A 19792-nucleotide genomic window follows, 5' to 3' on the forward strand; every position below is an offset into this window, starting at 1 on the left:
AAGCATACGCCTCGTAAAGAGGCGCATGGTCAATATAAGGAAGAAGCTTATTCGTCAGTAAGAGAGTAAGGGAGAGCTTGCATAAACCAACGAGTGTTTGGTTGGCTTGCAAGACGAAACTCAGTTTCTGGCTCGAGATTGTTTGGTAAGACTACTAAACCGATAGCGGTATTATCAGCAAACGTGTAGTGAACCATTAATTGCCCAGCACTACGCCAGTTTTCTCCAACTGAGCGTTCGATCATGATTGGTTGATCATTATTTAGCGGTTGCTCAATGTTGCCTTGAAGGATGTACATTGCACGCTTATTAATACCTCGATATTTAGCGCGAGCGACGGTTTCTTGACCTGTATAACACCCTTTATTAAAGCTGATACCATTAAAGGCCTGAAGATTAACGGCTTGCGGTATGTGCTCATTTTGATCCGCTTGACCAAGGACGGGGACTGCTTCTTCGATATCAAAGCGAGTCCACGTTTCCTCGGTGACTTTCAGAGCTTCACTTTGCGTCATGAGCTGTTGCGCGGTTTGCTCTGAAACAAGTAATAGCCAACGTTGGGATGAAATTTTGATGGCGCTACCGCCGTCAATCAAACGCACTTCACCTTCATCCGCCGTTAATGTATTGATATATTGCTCAGCTTGTTCGCCCATAACACCCAGAGCGATGTCTTGGCTCTGGCTGATATTGACCTTAGAAAAAATAGCGTATTTTTTCAGCTCTCTTAATTCAGCCTCTATTGCTGATAAAGGCTGGAACATCGCATAACCATCGTGATGGTGGAACAGGCGAAAGACGGACCACACTTTGCCTTTCGCATCACAATGGGCACTTAAGGTTGACTGTGTTGGTTCAAGAGTGACGACATTACAGGTCACTTGGCCTTGCAAATAGGCTTTTTTATCATTGCCTGAAATGATGATAGTGCCCCAGGATGCAAGATGAGTCAGCATCAGTGGTGGAAGTGAGTCATTGGCGGTTACTGCGAGAGGTGTCAATGTGTTTTGCCAGTCCATAGTCGTTACCTAAAGAGAATCTTGAGCCCCATGTTAATCCGGAAATTTTTTTTTGTCAGCTTGAACAGGGACTGTGACTCATCTACTAGTTGTATCTTCATCCAGTTGATACACTCAACGCAAATAAACATAAGGTGAGGAAAACCGATGTACACCACTGAAGAAAAAGCAAGAATCAAGTGGGCATGCCGTCGTGGAATGTTAGAGCTCGATGTGGTTGTGATGCCGTTCTTTGAAGAGTGCTTTGATTCTCTGAATGAAAATGAGCAACGAGATTTCGTTTCCCTACTTGAGTCTGACGACCCTGATCTATTTACTTGGATTATGGGGCATGGTCGTAGCGAAAATCTTGGGCATGCGGCAATGGTGGATAAAATTGTTGCCCACAACCTCAGCAAAGTGCGTTAATTTCGTATTATTTCCTTCCCATTTTGCCCGCATTACTAACGTCATTTTTTTGATGATAGCCGTGTGGGCATTATTGATATCGCCCATTCCACTCGTCACGCTTCCCTTATTTTTCGCTCTTCTTATTATCGCGCAAAAGAGTACCTCACTGTTAGTCCCTAGCTTAATCGGCCAATTCAAGCTCACGAGTCACGGTGAGTGGCAATGTGCCGACCAGAACCTGTCCATTGAAAAGGTTTCTACACAGTTTGCGTTTATGGTGTTGATCATTTATGCACAACAAGGTAAGCGCTATCTAGTGTGGCGCGACAGTTGTGTGGAAACGGATTATCGCCGTTTATTGGTGCAGCTTCGGCAGGTTACCCATAACCAATCACCAACAATAAAGGAGCGATAAACGCTCCTTTATTCATTCGGTCAACTTGACGCCAACAGATGATCGTTGGCGAGGTTACTCGTCTGGCGTTAGGATCGTTGGGCCACTATTTTCGGCTAACTCTGGATAATCGAGCGTGTAGTGCAAACCGCGGCTCTCTTTGCGTTGCATAGCACAACGCACCATCAACTCTGCCACTTGCAGTAAGTTACGCAGCTCAAGCAGGTTATTTGAAACGCGGAAATGACTATAGTATTCGTGGGTTTCTTGTTGCAGTAATTGAATGCGGCGTAGTGCTCGCTCTAAGCGCTTATCTGTGCGGACAATCCCCATGTAATCCCACATAAATAGGCGCAGTTCATGCCAGTTATGTTGGATGACGACCTCTTCATCAGAGTTATTGACCTTACTTTCATCCCAACCGGGTAAGCTTGGTGGGAGCTGAGCCGTTGGTAATCCTTTTAAAATATCCTTTGCCGCTGACCAAGCATAAACGACGCATTCTAATAGAGAGTTCGACGCCATTCGGTTGGCACCGTGTAAACCGGTGTAGCTAACTTCGCCGATCGCATACAGGTTATGCAGATCCGTTTTACCTTGTTTATTGACAATAACGCCACCACAAGTGTAGTGCGCCGCAGGAACAATCGGAATCGGTTCTTTGGTCATATCAATGCCCAAATCCATCAAGCGTGTATAAATGGTTGGGAAATGTTTTTCAATAAAATCGGCCGGTTTGTGGCTGATGTCCAGATACATACAATCAGCACCTAAACGCTTCATCTCATAGTCGATGGCGCGAGCCACGATATCACGAGGAGCCAGTTCGGCACGTTCATCAAAATCGAGCATGAATCGTGAACCGTCTGGGCGTCTTAAAAAAGCGCCTTCGCCACGTAGTGCTTCTGTCAGTAGGAAATTACGTGCTTCAGGGTGGAAAAGACAAGTTGGATGGAATTGATTGAACTCAAGGTTCGCCACTCGGCATCCTGCACGCCACGCCATTGCGATACCATCACCTGAGGAAACATCAGGGTTAGAGGTATATTGATACACTTTTGAGGCGCCGCCCGTGGCTAAAACGACAAACTTAGCGCGGATCGTTTCAACGTGTTCCTCATTGCGGTTCCAAATATAAGCGCCAACCACTCTTTTTTTATCGCCACCGATTTTATCTTCGGTGATTAAATCCAGCGCATTGTGACGTTCAAGGATAGTAATGTTGGGGTGATTATGAACATTGTCTTGCAAGGAGGTTTGCATTGCCATGCCAGTGGCGTCAGCCGCGTGCAAGATGCGGCGATGACTATGGCCGCCTTCACGAGTTAAGTGATAGCGAGGTGCTTCATCACTGTCATTCTCTTCTCTGTCAAAAGGAACGCCACCATCAATGAGCCACTGAACACACTCTTTAGCATGCTCGGCTATGAAACGGACAGTATCCTCTTCACAGATCCCTGCGCCCGCAATTTGAGTGTCTTCGACGTGTGACTCAATACTGTCTGATTCGTCAAAAACAGCGGCAATCCCCCCTTGGGCGTAATAAGTGGCACCTTCACTGCGTGGTCCCTTACTCAGTACAATGACTTTACTGTGTTTTGCTACGCGTAGTGCGAGCGATAAACCCGCTGCGCCACTGCCTACGACTAATACATCGCATAGATGTTCACGGTTTGCGTTCATAAAACTTTTAAATTCCCGAACTAGAGTAGAGTTGTCCAACTCTCATTTTAAATATGCATTGCATGTATCTATACTCTTGAAGTGATTCAGCCGCAAGGTTTATCCACTAACGGTATCGCTATGGCTTCAAGCCAATAGCAGTAGAGAAAGATTTGATGCAATACTTTGTAAATGCCATTGTCTTTCGTCTTATCGACCCTCACTATATTGGGGATCCCCTATAGTGAAATTAGATCACATTTATTGAATAATGCTTGGCAAATATTTTTAGACAGAATGGAACTTTCTATTCTCCCTTGAGTCACAATAGTGCTCATGTAAGCGGTGGTGTCAATACTACATTTTGCATAATGAATGCCCATATCTGAGAAGGTAAGGGGAATAACAATAGGAGTACAGGCTCGAATGAACGAGCAGCTGACCGATCAAGTATTGATTGAGCGAGTTCAGAGTGGAGATAAGCAAGCATTTAACCTTTTGGTTTTAAGGTACCAAAATAAAGTCTGCAACCTTATTTCTCGGTATGTGAGCAATTCCGGAGATGTAGCCGATGTCGCACAAGAAGCGTTCATCAAAGCGTATCGGGCTATCCCAAGTTTTCGCGGAGAGAGTGCCTTTTACACTTGGCTATACCGTATTGCTGTTAATACCGCTAAGAATCACATTGTAGCCCAAAGTCGTAGACCGCCCGCTAGCGATGTTGATGCTGAAGATGCTGAATATTACGAAAGTGGCAACGCATTAAAAGAAATATCGAACCCTGAGAACATTACGTTGTCGAAAGAATTGCAGCGGGTCGTTTTTGGTGCGATAGAAGCGTTGCCTGAAGATTTGAAAACTGCGATGACCTTGCGTGAACTGGATGGTTTAAGTTACGAGGAAATAGCAGAAGTCATGGATTGTCCTGTAGGAACGGTGCGTTCTCGCATCTTCCGTGCTCGTGAAGCGGTAGAAAAGAAAATTAAACCTCTTTTATAGCGCTCATACTGGTAACGAAAATGGTGAATAAATAATGGCTGACAAAGAAAGACTTTCAGCACTCATGGATGGGGAAATGGTCGATAAAGCGCTCATTCAAGAATTAGAGCTCGACCAAGAAAGTTTGCAAACGTGGAAAAATTACCATCTGGTTGGTGATGTGATGCGTGGAGATGCCCCAGTCCGAGCTGAGTGGGATATTGCACAGAGCGTTGCATTAGCATTGGATGACGAACCCGCACACAGTCGTTTACAATCTGCTTCGGTTATTGATTTTCGTGATGCAAGCCGTGAGTCTCAGCCGACGCCAGCTCAAGCTCGTCGGCAGTTACCGGCTTGGCTTTCCCAATTTGGCCAGGTTGCGGTTGCTGCGTGTGTGTCGTTTGTGGTGATTTTAGGTGTTCAACAATACGGTGGCCGTGATTCAGGAGTGAATCAAAACGACCAATTACCCGTACTGCAAACCATTCCGTTGGCTGGCAGCGCAGAGCCTGTGAGCTTAACGCGCGATTCAGTAGAGCGCCAAACCAGCGAAAGCCGCGTGCAAGAACAACGTCGCCGCGTAAACGCATTATTGCAAGACTACGAGCTGCAACTTCGCCTGAACAGTGAAAGTGCAAGCCCACATAACGATGTACTTGAATCGGTAGTTGAATGAATAAATTTCTGATCAGTGCACTGGCGCTGTTCAGTTTGAACTCTACATTAGCCTTTGCAGAAGACCAACCTGCAGAGGCTTTGTTGCTTCAAATGAACGAGGCCAGTCAGCATTTAAATTATGAGCTGTCTTACATTCTGATTAAGAAAAACAGCATCGATCCACTGCTGTATCGTCATGCAAGTCAAGGCGATCAGCAATTTGCGCATCTCGTTTATCTCAGCGGCCCGATCCGTGAAGTGATTCGCCGTGGCAATGAAGTGAGTTACATTGAACCTGGGGTAGAACCGTTCACCATTGAGTCAAGCACTATGGTTGCGCCGACGATTCCGATGCTAACCAGCAATGTCACCGAATTAGGCCGTTACTACGATTTCGTCAAAGTTGGCCGTGCACGTGAAGCGGGTACGGCTTGCCAAGTGGTGCGAGTGGTGCCGAAAGATGGCTTACGCTATTCCTATATTTTGTGGGTAGATGAAACCAGTAACTTGCCATTGCGAGCTGATTTAGTCGATCGCGACGGCGAGGTGCTTGAGCAATATCGCACTATCTCTTACGCCATTAGCGACAAATTAGCGCAGGCGATGCAAGGGCTAAATGACGTTGAGTTACCCGAAGTATTAACGTTACCGAAAGGCAACCTTACGGAAAGTTTTTGGCAAGTGAGTTGGAAACCCGAAGGCTTTGAACCCAAAGAGCTTAACCGTTATCGTATGGCGATTACTGAGCGTTTGGTAGAGAGCCAGATGTTCAGTGATGGGCTATTTAGTTTTTCTGTCTATATTTCCGATAGTGACAACCATTCGCTGAAAGGCCAACTGGTTCGTCAAGGTCGCCGTACCCTGCATAGTGTGGTGAAAGGAAACAATGAAATCTCAGTGGTCGGTGATATTCCACCGGCAACGGCGCAGCGCATTGCTCAATCTGTGACGTTTGTCCAGCCTGCGGCGTCCTCAACAGAGGTAACCAAACCATGATGACGGCGTTAGCAACAGTCACCGCTGTTCAACCTGATGCTAAAGGGTTTCACGTTGAACTCAGTTGTCAGCAGCAGACCAGTTGCAGCAGTTGTTCGTCCTCCAAAAGTTGTGGTACTGGGATCGTATCGAAAGCGATTGGTAACAAAGCGCTGTTATGGCAACTCGATACGAAAAAACCAGTGAAGCAAGGCCAGACGGTTGAAATCGGTTTCCCCGAAAAAAGCTTGCTTCAATCGGCAGCCTTAGTGTATCTGGTGCCGCTTTTTATGATGATGTTTGGCGCTTGGCTGGGTGAGAGCCTCTTGGCCCCTTGGCTCGGTTTAGGTGAGGGCATCGTGATCATCACGGCTGCTGTTTTTATCGCGCTGGGGATCGGAATTGCCAAACGTTGCTCTGTGGTTCTTGAAAAACGATCGCAGCAAGAGGTGGTTTTGGTCCGAGTCCTTGGTGAACCTATCGCCTAATTTATGATGCGAACCCTACCGAAATTGGGTAGAATCGGCCAACTTTATGGAAACGCCGCTTGATGTGGCTTTCTTATGTCCCTTTTTTCAAGAGTTTAGTCATCCCAAATCTATGAAGCACATTCGTAACTTTTCGATTATCGCCCACATCGACCATGGTAAGTCGACCCTATCTGACCGTTTGATCCAAGTTTGTGGTGGATTAAGTGATCGTGAAATGGAATCTCAAGTTCTAGACTCTATGGACCTTGAGCGTGAGCGTGGCATCACCATCAAAGCACAGAGTGTGACGCTCGATTACAAAGCAAACGATGGCGAGACATACCAGCTCAACTTTATCGATACTCCTGGACACGTTGACTTTTCTTATGAAGTTTCCCGTTCTTTAGCCGCCTGTGAAGGTGCTCTATTGGTGGTGGATGCTGGTCAAGGCGTTGAAGCGCAAACATTGGCTAACTGTTATACCGCCATTGAAATGGACCTTGAAGTTGTCCCAATCCTAAATAAGATTGATTTGCCAGCCGCAGAGCCTGAACGCGTAGCGGAAGAAATTGAAGATATTGTCGGCATCGATGCTATTGACGCAGTGCGCTGCTCTGCGAAAACAGGCCTTGGCGTGGATGAAGTGCTAGAAAAAATCGTTTCTGGTATTCCGGCTCCTGAGGGCGATCCTGCTGCGCCGCTGCAAGCGTTAATCATCGATTCTTGGTTTGATAACTACTTAGGTGTTGTCTCTTTAGTGCGAGTGAAAAATGGTGCGCTGAAGAAAAATGACAAGATTAAAGTGATGAGCACAGGCCAAACTTGGGGTATTGACCGTTTAGGTATTTTTACGCCAAAACAAGTCGACAAAACCATGTTGAACACTGGTGAAGTGGGCTGGGTGGTTTGTGGTATTAAAGACATTCTCGGCGCTCCTGTAGGTGATACTCTGACCAGCGCGAAAGATCCGTGTGAAAAAGCATTGCCAGGCTTTAAAAAAGTGAAACCGCAGGTGTATGCGGGGCTTTTCCCTGTCTCTTCTGATGATTACGAAAACTTTCGTGATGCGTTAGGTAAACTGAGCCTAAACGATGCCTCGTTATTCTATGAGCCAGAAAGTTCGGCTGCCCTTGGTTTTGGTTTCCGTTGTGGTTTCTTGGGTATGCTCCACATGGAGATTATTCAAGAGCGTTTAGAGCGCGAATACGATCTTGACCTTATCACCACTGCGCCAACGGTAGTCTATGAAGTGAAGAAGACCGATGGCACGATGCTTTATGTTGATAGCCCTGCTAAATTGCCTGCGGTGAACGACATTGAAGAGATTCGTGAACCGATTGCGCGTTGTAACATTTTGACCCCTTCTGAATATTTGGGTAACGTCATTATGTTGTGCGTTGAAAAACGTGGCGTGCAGGTTGATATGGTCTATCACGGTAACCAAGTAGCCTTGACTTATGATGTACCGATGGCCGAAGTGGTGCTTGATTTCTTTGACCGCTTGAAGTCAACTTCTCGTGGTTATGCATCACTTGATTATGGTTTCCAACGCTTTGAAGCTTCAAGCATGGTCCGTGTGGATATCTTGCTAAATGGTGACAAAGTGGATGCGCTAGCCATCATCACTCACAAAGACAATTCGCAAACGCGTGGTCGTCAAGTGGTTGAGAAAATGAAAGAGTTTATCCCTCGCCAAATGTTTGATATCGCGATTCAAGCGGCGATCGGTAACCACATTATTGCTCGTTCAACCGTGAAGCAGCTGCGTAAAAACGTACTGGCGAAATGTTACGGTGGTGATATTAGCCGTAAGAAAAAACTGCTTAAGAAGCAGAAAGAAGGTAAGAAGCGCATGAAGCAAATTGGTAATGTTGAGTTGCCACAAGAAGCCTTCCTTGCCATTTTGCACGTAGGTAAAGATTAAGCATTGCTTTGGCTTTCTTATGCATGCAGCAGTCACCATTTAAGTGAAAGAGTTTCGGCTCTTTCACTTTCGTATTTTTAGATAAGGGAACTCCATGGCGAATACATTTTCACTCATCTTGGTGATCGTCACATTAGTGACTGGCATAGTTTGGGTGCTGGAGAAGTTGGTGTGGGCGAAAAAACGTCAACAGAAGATGGCCGCTATTGAAGCGCAAACCAACGGCTTGGATGACAAACTCAGCGCCAAAATTTCCGCGCAACCTTGGTGGATTGAAAACAGTGTTTCCATCTTCCCTGTGATTGCTTTTGTGCTGGTGCTACGCTCTTTTGTGTACGAACCTTTTCAGATTCCATCTGGCTCAATGATGCCGACGTTGCTGGTGGGCGACTTCATCTTAGTTGAGAAATACGCTTACGGTTTGAAAGACCCAGTATGGCGTACTCAACTGGTCGAAACTGGTAAACCAGAGCGTGGTGATGTCGTGGTGTTTAAATACCCGCCGCAACCAAGCATTGACTACATCAAGCGCGTGGTCGGCATGCCGGGCGACACAGTTCGTTATAGCAGCAACAAAGAGATTTGTATTCAAGCTCAAGGTTCAACAGAATGTAAACAGGTCAAACTGTCCAATGTTGAAGAGAGTGAGTTCAACCAAAATGGCATCCCTTTAATTCAAGTGAATGAAAAGTTAGGTCAGGTTGAACACCAAATTTTGATCAATCCATTGCGTCGTGATCGTGTTGATGCTTATCAACCACGCCATGGCGTTAATGAATGGGTTGTTCCTCAAGGTCAGTATTTTGTGATGGGTGATAACCGTGACAACAGTGCTGATAGCCGTTACTGGGGCTTTGTTCCAGAAGCAAACTTAGTCGGTAAAGCGGTCGGTATCTGGATAAGTTTTGAATTTGAACGTGGTGCCGATAGCGTTTTACCTTCGTGGATCCCAACTGGTGTGCGTTTTAACCGCATTGGTGGCATTAACTAGGCTAGCTTTGGCTAGCCATCACTACATCGAGAGAGCATGAATTCTCCAATTAGTAAATTAGAAACTAAACTCGGTTATTCATTTAATGATCCCGAGTTTATTTCCTTAGCACTGACACATCGCAGTGCAAATGGTAAGCACAATGAACGTCTTGAGTTTCTGGGCGATTCAATTTTAAGTTTTGTCATCGCTGATGAGCTGTACCACCGTTTCCCTAAAATTAACGAAGGGGATATGAGTCGTATGCGCGCTACGCTTGTGCGTGGTCACACATTGGCTGAACTGGGCAGAGAATTTTGCCTAGGAGATTACTTAAAATTAGGTCCAGGTGAGTTGAAAAGTGGTGGTTTCCGCCGTGATTCAATCCTTGCTGATGCCGTAGAAGCCATCATTGGTGCGATTTATTTAGACAGCGATACCGAAGTAGTACGACGTATTATTTTGAGCTGGTATCAAGATCGCCTTGACGCCATTGAGCCGGGCGTATCGCAAAAAGACCCAAAAACTCGCCTACAAGAGTTTCTGCAAGGTAGAAGAAAGCAACTGCCTATCTACACAGTGACTAATATTAAAGGTGAAGCACACAACCAAGAATTTACGGTATCGTGTGATGTAGCAGGAATGGGAACGCCTGTAATTGGTAAAGGCACCAGTCGTCGTAAAGCTGAACAATCGGCGGCTGAAATTGCACTAGAGCAACTGACAAATGGCTGATAACGAATTTGATTTGGATGCGTACTTCGCATCAAACACCAACAGCAATGAAGCAACTCCGGAAAGTGGTGAGCAGCACTGTGGTTTTATCGCCATTGTGGGTCGCCCCAATGTCGGGAAATCAACCCTGCTGAATAACTTACTGGGACAAAAGATATCCATCACATCGCGCAAGCCTCAAACCACTCGTCACCGCATTATGGGTGTCGATACAGAGGGGCCATACCAAGCGATTTACGTTGATACTCCGGGGTTACACATCGAAGAAAAACGTGCGATTAACCGCTTGATGAACCGTGCGGCAAGTAGTTCACTCAGTGATGTTAACTTAGTGCTGTTTTTAGTCGATGGCACTCAGTGGACCGCCGATGATGAAATGGTGCTCAACAAACTACGTAATGCTAACTTCCCTGTAGTGTTGTGTGTCAATAAAGTCGATAACGTGAAAGATCGTAACGATGTAATGATGCATATGCTAGAGCTATCGAAGAAGATGGAATTTGTTGATGTCGTGCCGATTGCGGCAAAACATGGCAAAAACGTCGATGTATTGCGTAAACATGTGCGTGAGCATTTACCTCAAGCCACGCATCACTTCCCTGAAGAGTATGTGACTGATCGCTCACAGCGTTTCATGGCTTCCGAGATTGTGCGTGAAAAACTGATGCGCTTTACTGGTGAAGAGCTGCCGTATTCAGTAACCGTTGAAATTGAACGTTTTGACTATAACCCTGAAACTGATGGTTTTCATATTAACGCGTTGATCCTCGTTGAACGCAGCGGTCAGAAAAAAATGGTGATCGGCAAAGGTGGTGAAAAAATCAAAACCATCGGCCGTGAAGCGCGTTTAGATATGGAAGAGCTGTTTGGTCGCAAGGTTTACCTAGAAACTTGGGTGAAAGTGAAATCCGGGTGGGCAGATGATGAACGTGCCCTTCGTAGCCTTGGTTATATTGACGATCTATAACCTCTATTCGAGGTGGGTGAGAACATCGCTCACCTTTGAGTGCTGATATGTCAGACGGTTTACAGCGCTGTTTTGTCCTTCATCGACGTCCTTATAGCGAGTCGAGCCTAATCCTTGATGTGTTTAGCGAGGAGTATGGCCGCGTCACCTTAATGTCCAAAGGCGCACGCAGTAAACGATCGAACTTAAAAGGTGCACTGCAACCTTTTACCCCCTTATTGCTCAAATGGTCAGGCAACGGTTCAATGAAAACCTTACGCCAAGCTGAACCGATTAGCCTTGGCTTACCACTCAGTGGTATTCATCTCTATTCTGCCATGTACGTCAATGAGCTGATTGGCCGCGTGCTTGCGCAAGAAGTGCCTTGCCCAGGTCTGTTCCATGATTATCTGCATGCACTCACCGAGTTAGCTCAGTGTGAAAATCCAGAACCAGCACTGCGCCGTTTTGAACTCGCGTTGCTAGCTTCAATGGGTTATGGCGTTGATTTCTTGCATTGCGCCGGAACGGGAGAAGCCATCGATCCTCGCATGACTTATCGCTATCGTGAGCAAAAAGGTTTTATCGCTTCTGTCAGGCGCGATAACCTCACGTTTATGGGCGATGAGTTGATTGCCATTAGTGAGCGGCGCTTTGTCAGTAAAGAGCAGCTTCAAGCGGCAAAACGCTTTACACGCATAGCGTTAAAGCCGTATCTTGGCGGCAAACCTTTAAAAAGCAGGGAGCTTTTCCTGCCCATGTCTAGTTTTTCCAGAGTACGGAGTATAGGAAAATGAGCGCAATTTACTTAGGCGTTAATATCGATCACATCGCCACGTTACGAAATGCCCGCGGTACCAAATACCCAGATCCCGTGCATGCTGCTGAAATGGCAGAGCGTGCCGGAGCCGATGGCATTACCATTCACCTACGTGAAGACCGACGCCATATCAAGGATCGCGATGTGCGTATTTTACGCGAGACGTTGCAAACTCGAATGAACCTTGAGATGGCCGTTACCGACGAAATGATTGATATTGCTCTGCAAACTCAGCCTGAATTTGTGTGTTTAGTGCCTGAAAAGCGTGAAGAACTAACGACGGAAGGTGGGCTGGACGTATTAGGACAGCTTGATAAAGTGAAAGCGGCAACCGAAAAACTGACCGCTGCAGGCATCAAAGTCTCTCTGTTTATTGATGCTGATCGTGAGCAGATTAACGCAGCTAAAACTTGCGGTGCACCGTTTATTGAATTGCATACTGGTCATTACGCCGATGCAACAACCGAAGCGGATCAGCAAGATGAGTTAAAGAAAATTGCGGCGGCTGCGAGTTATGCAAGTGATTTGGGCATTACGGTGAACGCTGGTCACGGTTTGACTTACCACAACGTAGCTGCCATTGCTGCACTGCCTGAAATTTACGAACTCAACATTGGGCACTCGATTATCGGGCGTGCTGTATTTGATGGTTTGGAGAAGTCGGTCGCCGATATGAAAGCCATCATGCAAGCGGCTCGCAAATAAGGTCTACCGATGGCGATTATCGGCTTAGGGACTGATATTGCGGAAATTGAACGCATAGAAAAAGCATTGTCACGCAGTGGCGATGCTTTTGCCGAGCGGGTGCTAACCCAAGATGAATTGGCGGTGTTCCATTCGCTCAAGAAAAAAGGGCGCTATTTAGCGAAACGTTTTGCCGCTAAAGAAGCGGCATCTAAAGCGCTTGGTACGGGTATTGCGCATGGCGTTAGCTTTCAGGATTTTACCGTCACCAACGACGCCAACGGAAAACCCGTGCTAACACTATCAGGTAAGGCTAAGCAGTTGGCTGCCACAGCCGGTGTGAATCACATTCACCTAACCATTTCTGATGAGCGTCATTATGCGGTGGCGACGGTGATTTTAGAGTCTTAATCTGTCAATCTTCTCTGCTTGCTGATAAGCAAACATGGCAACTGCGCGGCAAGCCCCTTTTTTCATTCGGTTAAATTGTCTCTTCGGTTAAATTGCTCATTCGCTTAAATACGGTTTAGCGGTAGCGATCACTTTGTCCATCTCATCTTGTAACTCAAATAATTCCGGTTCGACATCGCTGATGGATTTGCCGGAGCGCAATGCCTGTTCGAGCGCCGCGCACACTTTTTTCAAGCGGGGTACGCCACTGTATGAGCAACTGCCGTGCAGTTTATGAATATGGTGCAGTAGATCTTGAGTAGAGTATTCATCATCTTCCAACGCCATACTGACGACTTGGCTCACCTGTGGAATAGAATCAACTAGCATCTGTAGCAGCTCTTTGGCCAAATCTTCCTTGTTGGCTGATTGTTTGAGAGCATTTTGCCAGTCAATGATAATGGTGTGATTAGGCTGCTCAGCTTCCTGTGACGGCGACGGTATAACTTGTTCTGTGAGTTGTAATTTCTCCAACTGTTTACGGTTGGCGTAGGGGTTCCAGTGTGCTAACACTTGCTGCAAGATGTGCTCTTCAATCGGCTTAGTGAGGTAATCATCCATTCCTTCTTTCAGCAGACGATCGCGCTCTCCGATCATTGCATGAGCCGTTACCGCAATCACGGGCGTTTGGTGATTGAGTACCGTTTTCTTAATTTCCTGGCAAGCGGTGACCCCATCCATCTGTGGCATTTGGATGTCCATCAAAATCATATCAAATTTCTGGCGGCTTGCTTGTTCGACCGCTTCTTGGCCATTCGTACAAGCGATGACGGTTTCAACACGTTCTTGCAGCAGGGCCATGATCAGTTTGAGGTTGGCAGGGTTATCATCCACCGCCATTACTTTCAGGGGCAGTGTATCGAGTGTGATCGGTAGATCTTGAATGGCAGGCTGTACCGGTTGGTGCGCGATTAACAGTTGCAGCAATTTTTTACGCGACAGTGGCTTGGTAATGCACTGCACTGGATGATGCTGCATTAAATAATCGGATAGTGCGAGCTCGGTACTTGGTGTACCGATAATCACGTTGTCGGCAAGCTGAATAGCCTTTGTGACCCACTGCTCAACCAAATCTAAATCAGTCTCTCTACTTGGGGCTAAATTGAGTAATACATAATCGAAGCGATCCGTCTCTTCTGGCATCACCGCTCGATATGTGACGGTCAACCCTGCCTGCACCAACATTTGCTGGATGATGGAGGCGGCTTGCATATTGGGTTCAACGAGCAACAGCTGTTTATTGCTCAAAATATGTGGGTCAAGCCAGTCGCTCATCGGCATTTCAGTGGTATTAAGACGCAGCGTAAACCAGAAGGTGGAACCTTGGTGAAGGCGGCTGGTGAGGCTAATTTCACCGCCCATGTGGCTGACCAATTTCTGAGTAATAACCAAACCAAGTCCAGTGCCGCCGTAGCGACGAGAAATACTGGCATCGGCTTGGCTAAAGGCTTGGAACAGCTGTGCTTGTTGGCGCTCTGAAATACCAATGCCGGTGTCGCGCACCATAAATTGCAGCTCAACCACATTGTCGCGTTGTGAGCGCAATTCAACACTGATGTCGATGTTGCCACGTTCGGTGAACTTAATCGAGTTACCGACAAGGTTGGTCAACACTTGTTGGATACGAAGTGGGTCACCTACCAAGCCTGCTGGGATTTTTTGATCCACTTTAAGAGTAATTTCCAATCCTTTTTCATGAGCACTGGTCGCTTGGAGGTTAACCACCTCTTCCAAACTTTCTTGAAACTCGAACGGAATATTTTCCAGCGCTAACTTACCGGCTTCTAGCTTGGAGAAATCCAAAATGTCATTGATGATGTTCAATAAGTTATTGGCCGATTTTTCAATGGTTTGTAAGTAATCTGCTTGGCTATTCGTCAACTGGGTTTTGAGCATTTGGCGGGTGAAACCAATGACACCGTTAAGCGGCGTACGCAACTCATGGGACATGTTGGCAAGAAATTCTGATTTTATGCGCGCGGCTTCTTGGGCGCGTTTTTTGGCAATGTCCAATTCAACGTTTTGGATTTCCAACTGCTCTAAGGTTTCTCGCAAATCCGAGGTGGCTTGGTCGATACTGTGCTGCATTTCGACGTGATATTCCGATAGCGATACCGCCATCGCGTTGATCCCTTTTTTGAGCGAATCTAACTCACCGTGCATTTTGCCTTCGATCCGCACATCAAGGTGGCCGCGACGAATTCTATCCACCATGTTTTTCATGTGTGATATAGGGCGAGTCACATCGTGCAGGAGTCGGAATGCGAACATCCCTGATAAACCAAGCCCAAGCGCAAGCACTAAAAAGGCGGAAAAGACCTCTTGATATTGTTGTAAACGCAATGAAGAGAGATCCAACTCTATCGCGATATAGCCGAGCGCAGGCGTTGATGTATTGGCATTTATGCCTTCGGTTAGACGGTTTTCAGCCAAAATTGGCGTGCGCAGTATTAAAGTGTTCTCGGTGAGATTTGAGCTGCTTAAAATCGGAATGGGCTTATCTTTTGGATAAGTTAAGCTTTCAAAGTTAGGGTGAAAATTCGAGGTGACAAACAGTTCGTGGTTGGCGTCAAACACCGCAATACTGCGGACAAATTTAGAGTTCTTCCGATGCGCGTAGCTGATAATGCGGCGTACCGACTCACGGCTTTGGCTTTTTAAGGCGTCTTCACTAGCAATGGCCAAGGGCTCGATGATGCTTGCCCCCGCATTGATCACCTGTTTTTCCAGATCATGGTAGCGATTGAATGAGAAAAAAGCACTGAGCAACAAGCCGATAATTAAGGTTGGAGCTAAGGTTAAAGTAATAACGCGCGCGCGTAAGCCATATCTGGTCATTATTGTCTAAACATCGTGGTGTGGATATGGGAAAATAGCCCGCAATTTGATGAGCAAGCCTGTACGAAAATCGTTTAATTGACGGCTAGCTTAATCAAGTCGAGTAAGTTCGACAATCATCCCCGCACTAAATAGTGACGCTAGGGCAAAAAACATCGATTTAATTTTACTTAGGCACAGAGCATGGCACGTTTTTTCCAACCGAAAAAGAAAGCGCAATTAGAAACAAAACATCAAACGGTATTGATTGAACGTCTTGATCATCAAGGTTCTGGTATCGCTTATCAACACAATAAACTGCTTTTTGTTGATGGCGCGCTGCCCGGTGAGCAAGTGCTGATGCAGCTAACTGAAAGCAAAAGTAAATACTCTCGCGGTCAGTTGATTAAAGTCTTAACGGCCAGTGAACAACGCGTGACGCCATTTTGTCGCCATTACGGTCAATGTGGTGGTTGCGATCTGCAGCATTTAGAGCACAGTGCGCAAGTGGCGCACAAAGAGCAAACACTCTCGCAATTGATGAGTAAATTCGCCGGACAAACGTTGGCATTGAGCCCCGCAATAAGTTGCGCCGATAAAGGCTATCGCCGCCGCGCCCGCATCAGCGTGTTGTGGGACAAAAAGCAGCAACAGCTGCAATTTGGCTTTCGCAAAAAGCAGAGCAAGCAAATCGTTAACGTGACGGACTGCCCAGTGCTAGAACCACAACTCAACACGCTACTTACACCTATCCAAGCGCTGTTAACGCAATTTAAATCTCAGCAAGCGATTGGCCATGTTGAATTGGTGCTGGGTGATCAAGGCGCGGTGATGGTGTTGCGCCATCTTCAGCCGCTACCAAGTGAAGATCACGCGGCGTTGCTGGCATTTGCTCAGCAGCATCATCTCACTTTGTATGTGATGCCAGAAAGCGATCAGCTCGAACGTCTTCACGGAGAGATGGCAAGCTACCGTGAAACCGGATCAGTTATCGAATTTTTGCCCTCCAACTTTATTCAAGTCAATCGCCAAATAAACCAAAAAATGGTGGCTCAAGCATTGGAATGGTTAGCCTTGACTGAGGATGACCGAGTGTTGGACCTATTTTGTGGCGTAGGGAACTTTAGTTTGCCGATGGCTCAATACGCTCAATCGGTAGTGGGCATTGAAGGTGTGGATGAGATGGTTGAGCAAGCGACACAAAACGCGCAGCGCAATCAAATCGACAATATCACGTTCTACCAAGCAAATTTGGAACAAGATATGTCAACGCAAGCGTGGGCAAAGCAAAAATTTGCTAAAGTACTACTCGACCCAGCGCGAGCCGGGGCGGCAGGCATTGTCGACCAATTGGCTAAGCTCGGCGCTCAGCGCGTGGTGTACGTTTCTTGTAACCCGGCAACACTGGCAAGAGACAGTCAAAGTTTACTCAGCCAAGGTTATAAGTTGGTAAAACTTGGCATGTTGGATATGTTTCCACACACCAGTCATTTAGAATCGATGGCGCTATTTGTAAAAAGTCGGTAGACAGAGAACTAACTCAGTCGAAGTTAGTCGAATACCACAAACTATAAAACTAGGACGAATCAGATGGTTGCGGTACGAAGCGCACACTTGAATCCAGACGAACAGTTTGAGCTAGATAAATGGATTGCGAGTTTACATCAAGATAAAAGCACAGCTTCTAAACTGACGGACGTATATCGTCAGTGTGAAACGTTATTAGAAGGTCATGCCAAAGGACCGCTACTGCTGTGGCGCGGCCGTGAAATGATCGAAATCCTGATTACCTTATCGATGGATCGCGCCACTTTAGTCGCGGCTCAGCTCTTTCCTATCGTCAGTAGTGGGCTTTTTGATCGTGAAGTCTTAGAAGAGACCTATGGTAAAGGCATAGTGAAGCTGATTGATGGTGTCGAAGAGATGGCGGCACTTGGTCAGTTAAACGTTACCTTGCAAGGCAGTGAAGCTTCAGAGCAGGTGGATAACGTTCGCCGTATGCTGCTTGCGATGGTGGATGATTTTCGTTGCGTGGTGATCAAATTAGCAGAGCGCATTTGTAATTTACGTGAAGTAAAAGATGAACCTGACGAAATTCGCCGTGTGGCGGCCAAAGAGTGCGCCAATATCTATGCCCCTTTAGCAAACCGCTTGGGCATTGGTCAGCTCAAATGGGAAATTGAAGATTACGCATTTCGCTACCAGCAGTCCGATACTTATAAACAAATTGCCAAGCAGCTTTCAGAGCGCCGCATCGTGCGCGAACAATATATTCACGATTTTGTCGAAGATCTGCGCGCCGAGATGAAGCTTTCTCATATCAATGCTGAAGTGAGTGGCCGTCCGAAACACATCTATAGCATCTGGCGCAAAATGCAGAAGAAAGGGTTGGCTTTCGATGAGCTGTTTGATGTGCGTGCGGTTCGCATTATTGCTGATCAACTGCAAGACTGTTACGCCGCCTTGGGCGTCGTTCATACCAAATACAAGCACCTGCCTAGCGAATTTGATGATTACGTTGCTAATCCGAAACCGAATGGCTATCAATCCATTCATACGGTGATTTTAGGGCCAGAAGGCAAAACCATCGAAATTCAAATTCGTACTAAGCAGATGCATGAAGAGTCTGAACTTGGGGTTGCTGCGCACTGGAAATATAAAGAGGGCGCAACGGTTGCCCGCAGCGGTTACGATGAGAAAATTACTTGGTTGCGTAAGCTTCTTGATTGGCAAGAAGAGATGTCTGATTCGGGTGAGATGATCGATGAGCTGCGTAGCCAGGTGTTTGATGATCGCGTTTACGCCTTTACACCTCGTGGTGATGTGGTTGATTTACCCATGGGAGCCACGCCGCTCGATTTTGCCTACCATATTCACTCTGAAGTAGGGCATCGCTGCATCGGTGCCAAAGTCGCGGGTCGTATTGTTCCATTTACTCATAAATTATCTATGGGTGATCAAGTCGAAATCATCACTCAGAAAGAGCCGAATCCGTCGCGTGATTGGCTAAATCCAGCAACGGGGTTTGTTCATTCAGGCCGTGCGCGCGCCAAGATTAACGCTTGGTTCCGTAAACAAGGCCGCGAGAAAAACCTTGAAGCCGGACGAGAGATCCTCGAGTCAGAATTAGCCAAAATCGGCGCTACGCTAAAAGATGCCGATAAATACGCGCTCAAACGTTTTAACGTCAATACGCCTGACGAGCTGTACGTCGGCATTGGCAGTGGTGATTTGCGAATCAACCAAATCGTCAATCACATCAATGCTTTGGTGAATAAGCCGACCGCTGAGCAAGAAGATCAACAAGCACTGCAAAAATTGCAAGATGCGCAAACTCGTCCAGCTCAGCCACATCGAGCGCACAAAGATGCCGTTGTAGTGGAAGGGGTAGATAACCTCATGACACACCTAGCGCGCTGTTGCCAACCTATCCCGGGTGATGAGATCAAAGGTTACATTACTCAAGGGCGTGGTATTTCAGTCCATCGCAGTGACTGTGAACAGCTAGAAGAGCTGAGCCATCACGCACCTGAACGCATCATTGATACCGTTTGGGGGCGTGGGTTTGTTGGAACCTATATTTTGACTTTGCGCGTTGAAGCGATGGAGCGAGGTGGGTTACTCAAAGACATCACCACCCTGCTTGCGAATGAGAAAGTGAAAGTCATCAGCATGAAAAGTCGTAGCGACTACAAAAGACAGTTGATCATCATGGATTTTGATCTTGAAGTGAGCAACATCGAAGCGCTGTCACGAGTATCAATGCGAGTAGAGCAGATCAAAGATGTCATGTTGGTGAAACGCCTAGGCTAAATTTCATATCACAGTAACACTCTTATTGGCGTGAATCGCAATTAAATCGCGACGCAAGCGCCTTGGGTTTTCAAAGGCGAGTGGC

Annotated in this window: 18 protein-coding genes; 15 read left to right on the top strand and 3 right to left on the bottom strand. The window is 46.6% G+C overall.

Going from position 1 to position 19792, the window contains the following annotated elements:
* Positions 1-47: 47 nt before the first annotated feature.
* Positions 48-1019: a tRNA-modifying protein YgfZ gene (gene ygfZ / locus NB504_RS12295; RefSeq protein ID WP_258428993.1), complete on the bottom strand. Its 972-nt coding sequence runs from the start codon at positions 1017-1019 to the stop codon at positions 48-50.
* A 147-nt stretch (positions 1020-1166) separates the two neighbouring features.
* Between ygfZ and NB504_RS12300 the strand changes: the two genes are divergently transcribed.
* Together NB504_RS12300 and NB504_RS12305 are read left to right on the top strand one after the other, a co-directional pair.
* Positions 1167-1427 (top strand): succinate dehydrogenase assembly factor 2, encoded by a 261-nt coding sequence (locus NB504_RS12300; protein ID WP_010319812.1) that lies wholly within the window; start codon positions 1167-1169, stop codon positions 1425-1427.
* Positions 1375-1824, top strand: coding sequence for a protein YgfX (locus NB504_RS12305; RefSeq protein ID WP_309303453.1), 450 nt, complete (start codon positions 1375-1377; stop codon positions 1822-1824). The genes NB504_RS12300 and NB504_RS12305 overlap by 53 nt, the downstream gene beginning before the upstream one ends.
* A gap of 54 nt (positions 1825-1878) precedes the next feature.
* Here NB504_RS12305 and nadB read toward each other — a convergent pair whose 3' ends face one another.
* Positions 1879-3486, bottom strand: a complete 1608-nt coding sequence (nadB, locus tag NB504_RS12310; RefSeq protein ID WP_017046483.1) for an L-aspartate oxidase — start codon at positions 3484-3486, stop codon at positions 1879-1881.
* A 405-nt stretch (positions 3487-3891) separates the two neighbouring features.
* Here nadB and rpoE point away from each other — a divergent pair, with 405 nt between their 5' ends.
* The 11 genes from rpoE (at position 3892) to acpS (ending at position 13038) form a co-directional block, all read left to right on the top strand.
* Positions 3892-4464 (top strand): RNA polymerase sigma factor RpoE, encoded by a 573-nt coding sequence (gene rpoE / locus NB504_RS12315; RefSeq protein ID WP_026027282.1) that lies wholly within the window; start codon positions 3892-3894, stop codon positions 4462-4464.
* Positions 4465-4498: 34 nt separating this feature from the next.
* On the top strand, positions 4499-5122 hold the full coding sequence (locus NB504_RS12320) for a sigma-E factor negative regulatory protein (RefSeq protein WP_017046484.1): 624 nt from the start codon (positions 4499-4501) through the stop codon (positions 5120-5122).
* Entirely contained in the window at positions 5119-6099 is a 981-nt protein-coding gene (gene rseB, locus NB504_RS12325) for a sigma-E factor regulatory protein RseB (protein ID WP_017050475.1), read from the top strand. Before NB504_RS12320 ends, rseB begins: the two co-directional genes overlap by 4 nt.
* Positions 6096-6566, top strand: a complete 471-nt coding sequence (locus NB504_RS12330; protein ID WP_017046485.1) for a SoxR reducing system RseC family protein — start codon at positions 6096-6098, stop codon at positions 6564-6566. The genes rseB and NB504_RS12330 overlap by 4 nt, the downstream gene beginning before the upstream one ends.
* 112 nt (positions 6567-6678) lie before the next feature.
* Positions 6679-8472, top strand: coding sequence for a translation elongation factor 4 (lepA, locus tag NB504_RS12335; protein ID WP_026027281.1), 1794 nt, complete (start codon positions 6679-6681; stop codon positions 8470-8472).
* A 94-nt stretch (positions 8473-8566) separates the two neighbouring features.
* Complete coding sequence (lepB, locus tag NB504_RS12340) at positions 8567-9463, top strand: signal peptidase I (protein WP_013856032.1); 897 nt, start codon at positions 8567-8569, stop codon at positions 9461-9463.
* A gap of 36 nt (positions 9464-9499) precedes the next feature.
* On the top strand, positions 9500-10177 hold the full coding sequence (gene rnc, locus NB504_RS12345; RefSeq protein WP_017047438.1) for a ribonuclease III: 678 nt from the start codon (positions 9500-9502) through the stop codon (positions 10175-10177).
* Positions 10170-11144: a GTPase Era gene (gene era, locus NB504_RS12350; protein WP_010319802.1), complete on the top strand. Its 975-nt coding sequence runs from the start codon at positions 10170-10172 to the stop codon at positions 11142-11144. Before rnc ends, era begins: the two co-directional genes overlap by 8 nt.
* Before the next feature lie 47 nt (positions 11145-11191).
* Complete coding sequence (gene recO / locus NB504_RS12355) at positions 11192-11920, top strand: DNA repair protein RecO (protein ID WP_026027280.1); 729 nt, start codon at positions 11192-11194, stop codon at positions 11918-11920.
* Entirely contained in the window at positions 11917-12648 is a 732-nt protein-coding gene (gene pdxJ, locus NB504_RS12360) for a pyridoxine 5'-phosphate synthase (protein ID WP_013856034.1), read from the top strand. Before recO ends, pdxJ begins: the two co-directional genes overlap by 4 nt.
* Before the next feature lie 9 nt (positions 12649-12657).
* Positions 12658-13038 carry a holo-ACP synthase gene (acpS, locus tag NB504_RS12365; RefSeq protein ID WP_017042685.1) on the top strand — a complete coding sequence of 127 codons (381 nt, stop codon included), beginning with the start codon at positions 12658-12660 and terminating at the stop codon, positions 13036-13038.
* A 96-nt stretch (positions 13039-13134) separates the two neighbouring features.
* Here acpS and barA read toward each other — a convergent pair whose 3' ends face one another.
* A complete protein-coding gene (gene barA, locus NB504_RS12370) occupies positions 13135-15915 on the bottom strand; it encodes a two-component sensor histidine kinase BarA (protein WP_258428996.1) in 2781 nt (926 codons plus the stop codon).
* A gap of 183 nt (positions 15916-16098) precedes the next feature.
* On the opposite strand from barA, the gene rlmD reads away from it, so the two are divergent.
* Both rlmD and relA read left to right on the top strand, forming a co-directional pair.
* The gene (gene rlmD, locus NB504_RS12375; protein WP_129532741.1) at positions 16099-17421 is read left to right on the top strand and encodes a 23S rRNA (uracil(1939)-C(5))-methyltransferase RlmD; all 1323 of its coding nucleotides are present in this window, start codon (positions 16099-16101) and stop codon (positions 17419-17421) included.
* Positions 17422-17484: 63 nt separating this feature from the next.
* Positions 17485-19707, top strand: coding sequence for a GTP diphosphokinase (gene relA, locus NB504_RS12380; RefSeq protein WP_017046490.1), 2223 nt, complete (start codon positions 17485-17487; stop codon positions 19705-19707).
* Positions 19708-19792 lie beyond the last annotated feature (85 nt).

The organism is Vibrio sp. RM-69-4 (assembly GCF_024743775.1).
GTDB classification, from domain to species: domain Bacteria; phylum Pseudomonadota; class Gammaproteobacteria; order Enterobacterales; family Vibrionaceae; genus Vibrio; species Vibrio anguillarum.